The sequence below is a fragment of the Leyella stercorea genome, assembly GCF_021531355.1.
Classification (GTDB): Bacteria; Bacteroidota; Bacteroidia; order Bacteroidales; family Bacteroidaceae; genus Prevotella.
This window is the reverse complement of sequence record NZ_JADYTS010000016.1, coordinates 1-15,543: the sequence shown is the minus strand read 5'-3', so window position 1 is coordinate 15,543 and position 15,543 is coordinate 1. Positions and strand designations below refer to the sequence as shown.

Annotated in this window: 13 protein-coding genes; 8 read left to right on the top strand and 5 right to left on the bottom strand. The window is 47.7% G+C overall.

Annotated features, from left to right (window positions below):
* Positions 1–2: 2 nt before the first annotated feature.
* Both I6E38_RS05510 and recA read left to right on the top strand, forming a co-directional pair.
* On the top strand, positions 3–398 hold the full coding sequence (locus I6E38_RS05510) for a four helix bundle protein (RefSeq protein WP_235393046.1): 396 nt from the start codon (positions 3–5) through the stop codon (positions 396–398).
* Positions 399–499: 101 nt separating this feature from the next.
* Entirely contained in the window at positions 500–1,522 is a 1,023-nt protein-coding gene (gene recA, locus I6E38_RS05505; protein ID WP_235393045.1) for a recombinase RecA, read from the top strand.
* A gap of 249 nt (positions 1,523–1,771) precedes the next feature.
* Here recA and rpsU read toward each other — a convergent pair whose 3' ends face one another.
* Both rpsU and rpmH read right to left on the bottom strand, forming a co-directional pair.
* Entirely contained in the window at positions 1,772–1,963 is a 192-nt protein-coding gene (gene rpsU, locus I6E38_RS05500) for a 30S ribosomal protein S21 (RefSeq protein ID WP_106811406.1), read from the bottom strand.
* A 174-nt stretch (positions 1,964–2,137) separates the two neighbouring features.
* Positions 2,138–2,293 (bottom strand): 50S ribosomal protein L34, encoded by a 156-nt coding sequence (gene rpmH / locus I6E38_RS05495; RefSeq protein WP_004351099.1) that lies wholly within the window; start codon positions 2,291–2,293, stop codon positions 2,138–2,140.
* Positions 2,294–2,648: 355 nt separating this feature from the next.
* On the opposite strand from rpmH, the gene efp reads away from it, so the two are divergent.
* From efp to radC, 4 genes are all read left to right on the top strand, one after another.
* Positions 2,649–3,215 (top strand): elongation factor P, encoded by a 567-nt coding sequence (gene efp / locus I6E38_RS05490; protein ID WP_235393044.1) that lies wholly within the window; start codon positions 2,649–2,651, stop codon positions 3,213–3,215.
* A gap of 195 nt (positions 3,216–3,410) precedes the next feature.
* Positions 3,411–4,424, top strand: coding sequence for a glycosyltransferase family 2 protein (locus tag I6E38_RS05485; RefSeq protein ID WP_235393043.1), 1,014 nt, complete (start codon positions 3,411–3,413; stop codon positions 4,422–4,424).
* 99 nt (positions 4,425–4,523) lie between these two features.
* Positions 4,524–4,892, top strand: coding sequence for a four helix bundle protein (locus I6E38_RS05480; protein WP_235393042.1), 369 nt, complete (start codon positions 4,524–4,526; stop codon positions 4,890–4,892).
* Positions 4,889–5,626 (top strand): RadC family protein, encoded by a 738-nt coding sequence (gene radC / locus I6E38_RS05475; RefSeq protein ID WP_235393041.1) that lies wholly within the window; start codon positions 4,889–4,891, stop codon positions 5,624–5,626. Before I6E38_RS05480 ends, radC begins: the two co-directional genes overlap by 4 nt.
* Positions 5,627–5,805: 179 nt before the next feature.
* On the opposite strand, the gene I6E38_RS05470 is transcribed toward radC, so the two are convergent.
* From I6E38_RS05470 to I6E38_RS05460, 3 genes are all read right to left on the bottom strand, one after another.
* Complete coding sequence (locus I6E38_RS05470; protein WP_235393040.1) at positions 5,806–7,266, bottom strand: carbon starvation CstA family protein; 1,461 nt, start codon at positions 7,264–7,266, stop codon at positions 5,806–5,808.
* A gap of 172 nt (positions 7,267–7,438) precedes the next feature.
* On the bottom strand, positions 7,439–9,055 hold the full coding sequence (locus tag I6E38_RS05465; protein WP_235393039.1) for a RagB/SusD family nutrient uptake outer membrane protein: 1,617 nt from the start codon (positions 9,053–9,055) through the stop codon (positions 7,439–7,441).
* 28 nt (positions 9,056–9,083) lie between these two features.
* Positions 9,084–12,233 carry a SusC/RagA family TonB-linked outer membrane protein gene (locus I6E38_RS05460; RefSeq protein WP_235393038.1) on the bottom strand — a complete coding sequence of 1,050 codons (3,150 nt, stop codon included), beginning with the start codon at positions 12,231–12,233 and terminating at the stop codon, positions 9,084–9,086.
* Between the two features lie 535 nt (positions 12,234–12,768).
* On the opposite strand from I6E38_RS05460, the gene I6E38_RS05455 reads away from it, so the two are divergent.
* Together I6E38_RS05455 and I6E38_RS05450 are read left to right on the top strand one after the other, a co-directional pair.
* Positions 12,769–13,734 (top strand): tyrosine-type recombinase/integrase, encoded by a 966-nt coding sequence (locus I6E38_RS05455; RefSeq protein ID WP_235393037.1) that lies wholly within the window; start codon positions 12,769–12,771, stop codon positions 13,732–13,734.
* A gap of 128 nt (positions 13,735–13,862) precedes the next feature.
* On the top strand, positions 13,863–15,302 hold the full coding sequence (locus I6E38_RS05450) for an AAA family ATPase (RefSeq protein ID WP_235393036.1): 1,440 nt from the start codon (positions 13,863–13,865) through the stop codon (positions 15,300–15,302).
* Positions 15,303–15,543: the final 241 nt, after the last annotated feature.

Below are 15,543 nucleotides of genomic sequence, written 5' to 3'. Positions count from 1 at the left end.
CTATGAGTGACTTTGGACACCTCTTGGAAGATAAGTGCATGAATTTTTCTATTCGTATAATAGGACTATGCCGATTTCTGAATGAGGAAAAGCATGAATATAGAATTGCTGACCAGATGTTCCGCAGTGGTACGAGTATCGGTGCAAACATCGCGGAAGCACAATGCGCAATAAGTAAAAAGGATTTTATTGCAAAACTATATATATCGCTTAAAGAGTCAAACGAGACTTTGTATTGGTTGCGTCTTCTACAACGAACGCAATATATAACGAACAAACAATACGAGTCTATATATAAAGATTGTGAAGAACTGAAACGCATGCTTGTGTCCATAACAAAGAAAATGACAATAGCAGACAATATACAAGATTGTTCACAGCAATTCAAAATTGAATAATTCAAAATCGCGTAGCGATAATTCAAAACTCAAAATTCAAAATTCAAAATTGCCGAAGGCAACAATTCAAAACTCAAAATTCAAAATTCAAAACTTAAAATATGGCTAAATCAGAAGAACTTTCACTCGCTCAGGAGGGCAAGCTCAAGGCACTCCAGGCAGCGATGTCAAAGATAGAAAAGGACTTCGGCAAAGGCTCCATCATGAAGCTTGGCGACGAGCAGGTGGAGAATGTCGAGGTGATTCCTACCGGAAGTATCGGCCTTGACGCTGCTCTTGGCGTAGGCGGATACCCGAAGGGACGTATTATAGAGATTTATGGTCCGGAGTCGTCTGGTAAGACAACACTCGCCATTCACGCTATTGCAGAGTCGCAGAAGGCTGGCGGCATCGCAGCCTTTATCGATGCCGAGCACGCTTTCGACCGTTTCTATGCGGCAAAGCTTGGCGTTGACGTCGACAACTTGTGGATTTCGCAGCCCGACAACGGCGAGCAGGCTCTCGAAATTGCCGATCAGCTCATCCGTTCGTCTGCCATCGACATCATCGTTATCGACTCTGTAGCTGCGCTTACACCTAAGGCTGAGATCGAAGGCGATATGGGCGACAACAAGGTTGGCCTCCAGGCACGCCTCATGTCGCAGGCTCTGCGCAAGCTTACTTCTACAATCTCCAAGACCAACACTACATGTATCTTCATCAATCAGCTGCGTGAGAAGATTGGTGTGATGTTCGGCAATCCCGAGACCACTACCGGCGGTAACGCTCTGAAGTTCTATGCATCAGTACGTCTCGACATCCGTAAGGTAACGGGCATCAAGGACGGCGACCAGATTATAGGCAATCAGGTGCGCGTCAAGGTTATCAAGAACAAGGTGGCACCTCCGTTCCGCAAGACCGAGTTTGAGATTACGTTCGGCGAAGGCATCTCTAAGGTGGGCGAAATCGTTGACCTCGGCGTAGAGTACGGCATCATCCAGAAGTCAGGCTCATGGTATTCGTACAACGGATCGAAGCTGGCACAGGGTCGCGACGCCACAAAGTCGCTGCTCAAGGACAATCCCGAACTCATGGAAGAACTCGAGGGTCTCATCAAGCAGGCAATAGCCGACCACAGAGAATAGAATACACAAAAAAAGAGATGGCAACACATTCAACCAAACGGTTAGATGTGTTGTCATCTCTTTTTTGCCATATCGTCACCGGTATCATGCCGTTGTCGCAGGCTTATTTCTATGTATAAATGATTATATGTCTAAAGGGGAAATACACCTCCTGGTCCATCCGATCCGTCGCTGCATTCGTGGCTTGTGCCGTTCGTGCGTGTGCGCGGTCATTAAAGATTAATAATGTGAGAATGTGAGGGACGTGGATTATTCCTCGTTAGCACGGAGCTGCTGAACATAGATAGCGTGCTCCATCTTGAGACGCTTCAAAACAGAAGGCTTGTTGTACTGCTGACGAGCGCGGAGCTCCTTTACAACGCCTGTCTTTTCGAATTTTCTCTTGAACTTCTTGAGTGCTCTTTCGATGTTCTCACCATCTTTTACTGGTACAATAATCATTTTTTTTACTTTTAATTAATTTGGTTATACATGTTTGCGGCATTGTCCGCAAATCGTTGTGGGGTTAATTTTTAAAAGCAGCAGACCGTACACACCAAGCATGGTATGACCTGCCGCTTTTGTCGTCGCTACCGACTGGGTTTCACACCCTGCCGTTACAGTGCGTGCACCGGATTATTTTCCGTGGTGCTCGTCAGATACTGTCAACTTCTTGCGGCCATGAGCGCGGCGAGAAGCCAACACGCGGCGACCATTCTTTGTAGCCATGCGCTCGCGGAAGCCATGCTTGTTTACGCGGCGACGATTGTGAGGCTGAAATGTTCTTTTCATTGTCTTGTTTTTATTTATTTGTTATATGTTCACACTTTTGGGTTGCAAAATTACTCATTATTTTTGAAACAAGCAAGATTTAAAGTCCTTTTAGCCATGATTTTATGTATTTTTTTGTAAAAATGCCCCTCTTTTCTCGCTGAATACGTATAATAATAAAAAAATCAACCGCCCATTGCTCATTATTGAGTGAATTTCAGTAACTTTGCATCGTCTTAACATAGACACACTCAAACACTTGGGCTATTTTCAGGTATTCGCCCCGTGAATGAATATAACGGATAAGACAAATGATTGTAACGAACAGGACAATCCGTCGTAACGAATAATTAATAATACAATAATATACACAGCAATGATCAATTCACAAGACATCAAGATGGGAACCTGCATCCGTATGGATGGCAAGCTGTTCTTCGTCATCGACTTCCTCCACGTTAAACCAGGTAAGGGCAACACATTTATGCGCGTTAAGCTTAAGAACGTTGTTGACGGCCGCGTGTTGGAGCGTCGTTTCGACATCTCTGAGAAGCTCGAGGACGTTCGCGTAGAGCGCCGCCCCTACCAGTACCTTTACAAGGAGGGTGAGGACTATATCTTCATGAATCAGGAGACTTACGACCAGATTCCTATCTCTGGCAACCTTATCACAGGTGTTGACTTCATGAAGGAGAGCGACATCGTTGAGGTTGTTTCTGACGCTTCTACTGAGACTGTTCTCTTCGGTGAGATGCCGGTGAAGACCAATCTGCGCGTTACTCACTCAGAGCCGGGCATCAAGGGCGATACAGCTACAAACACTCTGAAGCCTGCTACTCTTGAGACTGGCGTTGAGATTCGTGTACCTCTCTTCGTTAACGAGGGCGACCTTGTACAGGTAGACACACGCGACGGCAGCTATCTGCAGCGCGTTAAGGAGTAAGAGACTCTTGAAAGTAAAGAGCTTTTAAAGGTAAAATAGTAAAAGAGTAAAAAAGTAAAAAGCATTTGGGATGACGTTATGCGTATGCCCGTAATAGTGCTTTCTACTTTTTTACTCTTTTTCGTTTTACACATTCCACTTTGCTCTTTTCGGTTATCTCTTTTCGTTTTTCACTTTTCACTTTTCTCTTAAACCATGAAGTTCAGTTTTATAATTCCAGTATACAATCGTCCTGATGAAGTAGACGAGTTGCTCGACAGCCTCACACGGCAGAAGCTGACCGATTTTGAGGTGATAGTAGTTGAGGACGGTTCGGCTGTACCATGCCAAGACGTGTGCAATAAATATGCCGACAGACTCGACCTTCACTACTTTGCCAAGCCCAACAGCGGACCCGGTCAGAGTCGCAACTACGGTGTGGAGCGTGCCAAGGGCGAGTATGTGCTCATACTCGATTCCGACGTAGTGCTGCCCGAGAACTATCTCGTAGCCGTCAACGCCGAGTTGCAGCGTGAGGAGGCCGATGCGTTCGGCGGACCCGATTCTGCCCACTCGTCGTTCACCGACACTCAGAAGGCGATTAGCTATTCTATGACATCGTTCTTCACCACAGGTGGCATACGAGGTGGCAAGAAGAAGCTCGACAAGTTCTATCCGCGTTCGTTCAATATGGGTGTGCGTCGTGATGTGTACGAGCGCTTGGGCGGATTCTCCAAGATGCGCTTCGGCGAAGATATCGACTTCTCTATCCGTATATTCAAGGCAGGTTGCCGTTGCCGCCTGTTCCCCGAGGCATGGGTATGGCACAAGCGTCGCACCGATTTCAGCAAGTTCTTCCGTCAGGTGTACAACTCCGGCATTGCACGCATCAATCTCTATAAGAAATATCCCGAATCGTTGAAGCTTGTACACATGCTTCCTATGGTGTTCACAGTAGGCGTTCTCGCCATGCTCCTGCTCTGTCTGGTGCTGTTGGTTGTAAGCCCGGCGTTGGCATGGGTTCCGCTTGTTCCGTTAGTGCTCTACTGTGTGCTGATATTCGTTGATTCTTCGTGCGTGAATCGTAGCATTAAAATAGGTTTCCTCAGCATCATCTCAGCCTACATACAGCTCATGGGCTACGGCTTCGGATTCATCGAGTCGTGGTGGAAACGCTGCGTCAGAGGTAAGTCAGAGTTCTCTGCCTTCGAAAAAACATTCTACAAGTAGTTGAGAATTGAGAGTTGAGAATTGAGAGTTATGATTACTCTTAATGCTAAAACGATTGTATATACATTGATTAATGAAATCTGTTGAAAATCTATTGATATGCTACCTCATAAAGAATCTATAATCAAGCAAAAGTCGGAAGCCTTTTCCATAAGGGTGATAAGGATGTACAAATACCTTTCTTCCCAAAAGAACGAACGTGTTTTGTCTAAACAGGTTCTTCGAAGTGGAACAAGTGTCGGGGCTAATGTGAATGAAAGCAGGAATGCTCAGAGTACTTCCGATTTCATTAGCAAGCTTAGTATTGCTTTAAAGGAAGCCGACGAAACGACTTATTGGCTGAAATGTCTTTATGGAGGTGAATATATAACTGAGGCGCAATATTCATCAATGAATAATGATATTCAAGAGATAGTACGAATCCTTGTAAAGATAATAAAAACGACTAAAGAAAGGCATTGTTTATGAATGGTATAACAGACAAAACAAATCATAACTCTCAACCCTCAACTTTCAACTCTCAACTCTCCATCACCCGATGGGCTGATGGAGACCGACCTCGCGAGAAGCTCATGGCAAAAGGTCCTGCGGCATTGTCCGATTCTGAGTTGCTTGCAATTCTTATAGGGTCGGGTTCGACCAAGGAGAGCGCTGTTGGATTGATGCAACGCATACTTGCCGACTGCGATAACAACCTCAATACGCTTGGAAAGATGTCGCTCAACGAGCTGATGAGCTACAACGGCATTGGTGAGGCGAAGGCCATAACGATTATTGCCGCTTGCGAATTGGGCAAGCGGCGACAGGCTGTTGGGGCGGCTGAGCGACCCGATATGGGTTCTGCCATGGCGGTATATGAGTATATGTTGCCGAAGATGCAAGACCTCGATACCGAAGAGGCGTGGGTGTTGCTGATGAACCAGCGCATGCGACTCATCAAGGCGGTGCGACTCTCGCACGGCGGACTGTCGGAAACGGCTGTCGATGTGCGCATAATCCTGCGCGAGGCGTTGCTCAACAACGCCACCGTCATAACCCTTGTCCACAACCATCCTTCGGGCAACACACGGCCCAGCGGCGACGACGACCGTCTGACCCTACGCCTGAAGAAGGCGTGCGAGACCATGCGGATATATATGGTCGACCACGTCATCGTCACCGACGGACGCTATTTCAGTTATTCGGAAGAAGGAAAACTGTGACAACCAGAGGGAGTTATCGGGATTTAAGAAGAAGTTAATCCATCTACGATGGATGGAAGTTAACAGACAAATGCTTTGTTTTCAGTAAAATATACATACGTCTGCTAACTTCTGTTGACTTCTGTTAACTTCGGGCAAAGCCCAAACTTCCTCTAACTTCTATTTTGACACTCCCTCTTTTATGCCTTCTTGTATTTCTTCAACCACATTCCAAACCACGCAGCAGCAATCACGAGGGCAGCTGCTCCAACCGCATAGCTCACGCCAAGCGGCAGTCCGAACGCTGTCTTCGACACAGCCAGGAACGTCGTGCAGACACAGGTCATGAACAGAGCGGGTATGAGTGTGATGATGTAGGGCTTCTTCTCGCGCACCAGATAGACGGTGATGCTCCACAGAGTGAATACCGACAGCGTCTGGTTGGCCCATCCGAAGTATTGCCATATCGTGTTGAAACCGTCGGGATTGCTGATCTGCCAGATAAGCAGGGCGAACGATGCCACGAACAGCGGAATACAGATGTACAGACGGTTTGCCTTCGGGAGCTGGTTAATCTTCAATGCCTGCGCAACGATGAGTCGTGCAGAGCGGAAAGCCGTGTCGCCGCTCGTGATAGGAGCAGCCACAACGCCCAGCATTGCCAGTATTCCACCCAGCACACCGAGCCAGTCGTTGCACACGAGATTGACAACCATCGGGGCTGAAGTATGGAATCCGTTGGCAGCGCCACCTGCAATCTGCTCATAGCCCGGCTGCGGAGCGTCGTAGAAGAACCACATTGCCACCGTAGCCCAAACCAGAGCCACCATACCCTCAGTAATCATAGCACCGTAGAATATAGGCCTTCCCTTGCGTTCCGACTTCAGGCAGCGAGCCATAAGCGGACTCTGTGTAGCGTGAAAACCGCTAATTGCGCCACAGGCTATAGTGATGAAGAGGCAGGGGAAGATGCTGTCGGTGAAGCCGGCAGGGTCGGTCTGCTGTCCCATGTTGCCCAGTCCGTCCCACAGTTCGGGCAGAGCCGGCATCTTTACAAATAGCATCACCACCAGAGCCACAGCCATAAACAGCAGCGAGAAGGAGAAAACGGGGTATATCTTGCCGATAATCTTGTCGATAGGCAGCATAGTTGCTACGATGTAGTAGGCGAAGATTACGCCCATCCACATCACCTTCGAGCCGCCCATGTGTCCCAATATCTCAGCCGGACTGTACACAAACACCGTTCCGACCATAATAAGCAGGAATACGGCAAACACCAGCAGCACCTTGGCAGCGGTACCTCCGAGATACTGGCGTACAAGCGACGGCAAATCACTACCGCCATTGCGCAGCGACAGCATGCCCGAAAGGTAGTCGTGAACGGCTCCTGCAAAGATGCATCCGAATATGATCCACAGATAGGCAACGGGTCCGAACTTGGCGCCCATGATAGCTCCGAAGATAGGACCGGTGCCCGCAATGTTCAGAAACTGAATCATGAACACCTTCCAGTAGGGCATCACTACGTAGTCGACGCCGTCGGCTTTGGTAATGGCTGGGGTGGGGCGGTCGTCGGGAGCGATAATGCGCTCAACGAAACGGCCATAGATTGCGTAGCCCAACACAAGGGCTACGAGACAAATTACAAATGTTATCATTTCTTACTTGTTATTAGTTGCGACGTGCAAAAGTATAACTTTTTTGCGAGAAATGATAATAAATCGATAATATAAAAACGCTAACTGCGTAAGCAAAAAAAGAAAGCGTATATCCCTAACCACAGCGTGGACGGGATATACGCTTTCTTTATGTTATGTTCAATCTATTATTTTAGTTCTGATCGTCAGGTGTGAGAGCCTTGTTGTTCTCAATCTCTGAGATAGGAATCTGATAACGGAAGTTGCGAGACTCCTGATCGAGCTTCAGACGAGCAGCTGGCAAGTGGTTGTTGTGCGGGTCGGTAGAAGTGCGGTCAACCGTGATGTTAAGACGACGGTTGTCAAGGAACTCGATACCCTCACCCCAGAACTCAACACGCTTCTGGAAGTTGATTTCCTCAATGAGGTCAGCCTTGGTGTTGCCCTTAGCGTAGGTGTAGCTGGGCTGACGTGTCTTCATGAACTCCTCAAGAGCAGTCTTAGCACCTGCGAGGTCGCCCTTATGAGCCAGAATCTCTGCCTTCATGAGGTAAGCCTCCTCCGAACGGAGATAGATGTAGTCGCCAAGTTCCCAACCTGGAGCGCCATTGCCCTGAGCGATGCTCTTGGCGTTGGCAATGACAGCGTCACGACCAGCACCGATGAACTTCACAGCCTGATACTCACAAGCAGCAGGAGCCATAACATCGCGCTTCAATGTCAGACGGCCACCCTTGTAGTCGATACCTGTAGAACGGTCGCAGCAGAACCACTTCAGACGCAAGTCGTCGTCAGCAATCTTGTCTACAAACGGACCATAGGCAGCACGCCATACGCCGATACCTGCATATCCTTTACTGTAGCTGTCCATCTGCGAGAACCACGACATGTATAGAGTAGTATTGTCGGCAGTGATGTCGCATCCATACACTACGTCAGGAAGATTGATATCGCTGAATCCCTGAAGAATCTGATCCTCGCCCTTAAGAACGGGGAAGTTGTCGACTATCACCTGTGCATAGGTCAGAGCCTTATCCCAATCGTGAGTAATCATGTATGCACGTGCAAGGTAATTTGCAGCAACGCATCCGTCAAAATCGGTAGGATCTGTTGTCTTCTGCATGCCGATTTTATTGAAGATGTCGTATGCAGTGCCGAGGTCGCCCTTAATCTGATCCATAACCTGCTTGACAGTGCTCAGAGGCTGGTCGCCCTCTGTCTTCTCTGTTACAATAGGTACACACTTCGACTCTGAGAAGTCGTAGTGCTGACCCTTACCCCACTTGGTGTCGTCGCATCCTACATAGTAGCTCTGCTGATAGAGATAAGAGAGCTGCAGGTAGGCATAACCACGCATGCCGAGAGCTATGGCACGATACTTCAAGACTGCCTCATCGGTAGTTTCCGGATCGATGGTCTTGAGAATCTGGTTGGCATTGTCAATGCAACGATAATACTCACGCCAACGGTTGGCAGTAGCAGTATAGTTCTGTGCCCAATAGTCGCAAAGATAGTGATAAAGACTCATAGCGAATCGGCCGGTCATAACCATATCGTTGCCCATAAGCGATGTAAGATAGTCGAAACTCTTCTGGCCGAAGTAGTTGTGACTCATGTCACTATACACGTAACTCTGCATATCGCTGTACATACCAGCTACTGCTGACGAGAACACCTTGTCAGGATTCTCATTGGCCAGCTCTGTGCGACGGTCTTCCGTCAGATATGTGTTCTGCTCGGCATCGTCGATACAGGAGGTGAAGAGTGGAAGCGACGCAAGTGCCAGCAAAAATATTTTTCCTTTTTTCATTGTTTTCCTGTTTTAAAATTTGATGAACTTAGAATGTGATGTTGATACCGCCAGTGATTGTGCGCATTGGTGAATAGCCACCATAGCTGCTGTTGCCGCCACTCATTGAAACGCGCGGGTCGAAGCCCTGACGCTTAGAGAAGAGAGCCAAGTTGTCACCTGTTGCGAACACGCGGATAGAACCGATACCCCAACGCTTCATCAAGCTTGACGGCAATGTGTAGCCGAGCGTAATGTTGCGGATGCTGAAGTAAGATGCACTGATAAGGTGGGCATCTGAAGTCTGGGTGTATGAGTTAGACGTGTTGTTGGCGTTCCAGATAGGATACTTACCCTTGCCTGTCTCCGGATTCCATGTATCCCACATATCTCTGCTGTGGCCTACGTAGTACGAAACGCTCATACCGCTGAGGTACTGTGAGTCGTATGCCCATCCGCCAAGCTGGAATGCAGTAGCGATGTTCACGTCGAAGCCCTTGTATGAGAATGAAGTATTCAGACCACCGTTGAAGTCGGGCAGAGCCTGCTTGCCAAGCCAGTACTTTGTAGCCTCGGTATATTTGCCTGTAGTAGTCTGGCCGGTAACGTTTCCATTCTCGTCCTTTTCGTCTTTATACCACATTGGGTTGCCCTTCTCGTCCATACCGGCATACTTGTATGTGAAGTACTCGTAGCGGCTCTTACCCTCCATGAGCTTGAATACACCGCTTACGATACCGTCCTCACGGTTCTCCTCAGGCAGTGTGAGCACCTTGTTAGAGTAGTGTGAGCCAAGCAATGTAACGGTCCACTTCATATCCTTGTTCTTGATGATGTCGGCGTTCAGTTCAAACTCGATACCGTTGTTGCGCATTGCACCGATATTCTCCCAGTTGTAAGGACGGCCACTTGATGTAGCCAGAGGACGCTTGAACAGCATGTCGTCAGTGCGACGTGTGAAGAAGTCGATGTTACCGTAGATACGGTCGAGGAAACGGAAGTCAAGACCGAGGTCGAATGTCTTCTGAGTCTCCCAAGAGAGGTTCTTGTTGCCATAGAAAGCTACAGCGTAGCCAAGCTTTGAACCGTCCCATGTCACATCATACATGTCTACATACGGAGTGTAGCCATAAGAATAACCCGGAAGGATAGCCTCGTTACCCTGTGTACCGTAAGATGCACGGAGCTTCAAGTCATTGAGCCATGAGTTGGTGCTCTCCATAAACTTCTCTGACGAGATACGCCATCCGGCACCTACTGACCAGAAGTTACCCCAACGGTCGAGGAAGCGTGATGTACCGTCGCGACGGAACGCAGCCGAGAGGTAGTACTTGTGAGCATAGTTGTAGTCAGCCATTGCGAAGTAGCCCTCGATGTTGTGAGTTACAGAGTTGCTCGTCAGTGACTGAATCTGACCACCATTGTAAAGCTCTGAGTTGTACGGATCGAAGAAGTTTGTCTTCTGTCCTTCCAGATAAGTTGTCTTGTATGTATAGTACTCATGGCCAAGTTTGGCAGAGAAGTTGTGATCCTCGTTGAACACATTCTCATAAGAGAGAATCTGGTTGAAGTTGCTTGTCATATCTGTACCACTTGCACGTGTGCCACGACCATTGAACGAAGCACCGTCGCCGATGGTAGGAGTCATGAAGCTGTTGCTTGTTACATTGGTGAAGTCGTAAGCATAGTTGGTCACGAACTTGAAGTTGAGCGGCAACTTCACCTCGATGAACGAACGTGTAGAGATGTTGTTGTAGATATTCTCGTTGATATCCTCGTTCATTGAGCATATGATGTTCTGGTTCTGAGCTGTAGGACGTGATTTTGTGCCGTCAGTTTGGCCTGTACCGGCATCATAAATCGGTTTGCCATTCTCATCGCGTTTCATGTTGCCCTGAGCGTCATAGGCATGTACCGGATAGATAGGAGCCCAACCGCGAGCTGTCTCAAACGGGTTAGAAGCCGAACCCGAAGACTCCTGTACACCGTTGCTCTTGGTGTGCGAGTAAGCGATGTTGGTACCCACCTTAAGCCATGACTTCAGCTGTGAGCTGACGTTGGCACGCATTGTATAGCGCTCGTATGAAGAACCGATAACGTACGACTGGTTGTCAAGATAGCCTGCTGACAAATAGAAGTTGGTGCGGTCGTTGCCACCCGATGCAGAAATGGTGTATTCCTGACGGAATGCCGACTTGAACAGTGCGTCAGCGAACGAGTCGTTGTAGCGCAGCTTGGCATTCTTATTAAATGTACCGTCGGTGTTGACGAGATACTCACCCTCTGGAACAATGTAGGCATTGTAGTTGCCCAGCTCGCCGAGCAAGCTGCTACTTGCTGTTTCTGCTGCCTCCGCAAGCGACTTGCCTGCAGCCCACTCTGTGTTGCGGATACCGTACCATGTAAGGCGATAGAACTCACTCTGGTCGGTAGCCATGTCATAGTCCTTGTAGGCACGGTTAGAAACACCCCATGTGCCACGGAAGTTGATAGCAACCTTCTCCTTGCTGCCCGACTTTGTGGTCACCATAACCACGCCGCCTGCTGCACGCGAACCGTAAAGTGAGTTAGACACAGCGTCCTTAGACACTGAAATCGACTGGATATCCTGGGGGTTGATGTCTGACAATTTGCCGTTGAAAGGCACACCGTCGACTACGATAAGGGCTGCGTTGCTGGCAGACATAGAACCGATACCACGTACATAGATGGCGGCATCGCTACCCGGCTGACCTGAACCGCTGAGCACCTGTACACCTGCTACAGCACCCTCAAGAGCACTTGATACAGAAGACGACTGCGCATTGGCAATAATGTTCTTGTTGACGTTTGTCACCGAACCTACAACATCCTGCTTGCGCTTAGTACCATAAGCCACTACTGTCACCTCGCCCAACTGCTCGTTGTCTTCTTCGATGACAATAACAAGATTTGTACGGTTGTTCACCTGCACGGTCTGGGGCTTGTAGCCGATATAAGTGACATTAAGCTTACTGTTAGCAGGCACCGAGATGGAGAACTGTCCATCACCAGCGGTAACGGCACCTACAGTCTTCGAACCTTCAACCTTTACGGTAGCTCCTATGATAGGATTGCCGTTGGCATCGGTGATTTTGCCCTTCACAGTACGATTCTGTGCCATAGCCATAGAGCTGGCAACGAGCGCTGTGCAAAGCGTGAGTGCAATTTTCTTTACCATAAAATCTCTCTCTTTTGGTGAATAATATAATTAATTGTATTTTTATCGAGCTTTATGTCTGTGATGGATATAACATGAGCCTCGCTACCTCTTGCCGGGAGGTGGAGAAGGCTATGCAAATATCGTACATGCAGTAAAAAAGTGTTACAAATAAAAAATCCATTCTAGAGATTTCAGAGGCTGTTTTTTATAGGGTTTGGCAGCAATTCACTTCGTCAGTTCTTCAAATGAACTATATTTACTTTCTAAATGGACTACTTTTGCAAGGCATAAGGACAACATTTGAACTCCAACTGTAGCCCATTTGATGTATAAATGTAGCCCATTTGCGATAAAAATGAGTTTTTTTGCAAACGTACATTTTGCAAGATTGGCTAATGGCGACTATAACTATCTGAGTATGAACGATGTAACTAAAACTGCGCAAAACTCGAGAATTTTGAGCTAAAGATTTCTTCGTGAGTTCAACTCACAATTCTGAGCGTTAGAAATACAAATATAAAACAAGTGTCTAACCTTTTAATACATTATTATTATGGTATACTTTAGAATAGAGATGGGTTTGGGTCATAGTCCAAAGAAGAAGGAGTGTAGCGCAACCAATGCAATGAATCTGGACGGAATGAGCTTTGCCATGGCTGAGGCTGAGCGCATGCAGAAACAAGCACGCCACAAGACTGCTGCCAATTATCTTACGGCTGCACGCTCGTTGTCACGCTTTCTCGACAATAGCAGATGGAGCTTTGCCGACATTACTGCCGCAATGCTCCAATGCTATCAGCGGTGGCTTTGCGACCGAGGCATACGTCTCAATACCGTGTCGGCATATATGCGCTCATTGCGTAGCTTGTACAACCGGGCGGCAGGCAATGGTGCCGACAATCCCTTCACTGCTGTCTTCACCGGCAATGATCAAACAGCCAAACGCAGCGTCACTGATGAAGAGATACGCCGACTGCTCGCGCTGCAACTCGACCATCTGCCACACCTCGCCTTTGCTCGCGACATATTCATGTTCAGTTTCATGGCTATGGGAATGCCGTTTGTAGACATTGCCTATCTGAAATGGCAACAGATACACGACGGCGTGCTGCACTATGCCCGCCATAAGACGGGGCATAAGGTGTGCGTGGCTATCGAGCCATATATGGCTGAAATCATCAGTCGGCACACAACGCAGGGCTGCGAATATGTTTTTCCGATGCTTGCCGACACCACAGCCGCCAACATTCACCACACTTACCTAAAACGGTTGCGTGCGTACAATTACGCCCTCCGTCGCCTCTCACAGCTCATCGACAGCAGTCGTACACTGTCGTCGTACGTTGCGCGCCACTCGTGGGCGAGCCTTGCCTATCGCTCGGGCATAGACATTTCGCTCATAGCCAAAGCCATGGGGCACACCAAACTCTCCACCACCTTAATATATATACGCGCGTTGCTCGACCCGTCGCTGGCTGAAGCCAACAAAAAAGTGATGCAGTCGTTAGGCGTAATGTGACCTTGGAAAATCCGATAACTTGCCAAAACTGCGATTTTTTTGAAGTTTTGGCAAGTTATCGATTTGGATAACTTGCCAAAACCGCATTTTTTTCGTAATTTTGGCAAGTTATCAATAATAAATGGCTTATGGACAAGTTAATAGGAAGACATAAAGAGCAGTCGATACTGAATAACTGTCTTGAATCGGGACGTTCGGAGTTTGTTGTAATATACGGTCGTCGCCGTATAGGCAAGACTTTTCTTGTGCGTCGTTTCTTCAACGACACCTACGACTTTTCGTTTGTAGGCAAGCACGAGATGCCGCGCGAACAGCAGCTTGCCGATTTCGCCAAGGCATTGCAGCGCTACTCATCGTCTGAATTCGCCCCAGAACTGAAGAACTGGACACAGGCTTTCGACTGCCTTGCCAGTCTGCTTGAGGCAAAGGACAAGAGTAAGAAGAAAGTGGTTTTCTTTGACGAAATGCCGTGGATGGATACGCCAAAGTCTGATTTTGTGTCGTCGTTGGAGAATTTTTGGAATGGATGGGCAGCAATGCGCGACGACATAGTGTTTGTGGCATGCGGTTCGGCTACGTCGTGGATGATTGACAGCCTGCTACACAATCAGGGAGGACTGTTCAATCGTATCACGCGCAAGATATATCTGCGTCCGTTCCGTCTGTATGAAGTGGAACAATATATGGACGAACACCACTTCAATTGGAGTCGCTATCAGATAGCACAGTGCTACATGATATTGGGAGGTGTGCCTTTCTATCTGACACTTCTCAATCCGCACATGTCGTTATTGTCTAACATCGACGAGCTGTTCTTTGCTGACAGCCACGCCATGCTCCGTACTGAACACAACGAACTCTACGCTACGCTCTTCAAGCGTCCCGACAATTATCTTACGGTAATTCGTCTGCTCACACAACGAAAGGAAGGATATACACGCAAGGAAATTTCAGAAAATACGGGGTTGGGTGGAGCTACGCTCACGAAGGTACTTTCTGATTTGGAGCAATGCGATTTTGTGCTGCCATACGCACGCTACGGCAATAAGCGCAACAATACAATCTACCGCATTAAAGACTTCTACACTCTGTTCTTCTATAAATATATACAAGGTGTAGACACGAAAGACCCGCACCGCTGGACCCATCTGTCTTCAAGTCAGCAAGTGGTGAGTTGGCAAGGATTCAGTTTCGAATTGTTGTGTCTTATGCATCTTGACGAGATAAAGCAGGCTCTTGGCATCGACCGTATACTCAACGATTCAAGCGCATGGCGTAGCCGACAAGGCGGACATGGCACACAGATTGACCTTGTGATAGAGCGTGCCGACCGGAATATAAACATCTGTGAAATGAAGTTTTCCGGTACACCTTATATAATAAGCGCCGACTACGAACGTCGCTTACGTGAGCGTATGGCTATTTTCCGTGCCGAGACGGCTACACGTTGCAGTACACGCATGACAATGGTTACTACATACGGGGTTTTACCTGGAAAACATTCGGCAATTGTCGATGACGAAGTCACTCTCGACGACTTGTTTGCCGTGACCGACGAGACAAAATAATGGACACGAGAAGCTCAGTCTAACAAAAAGATAAAAATAACAAGTAAAGGCAATAGGCACTGCATTGTTTTACTATCATATTGTAAAATATCGTAGTGTTTATTGCTTTTTTGTCAATCTATAATTGACATATATTAAGTTTTTAATTGTAAACAAGAGCCTAAAAACGGTTCTTCCGTTAAATGCGTAGACGCTTGTCGTGTAGAGCGTATAGCTTTAACGTGAAGAATTCATCATTTCT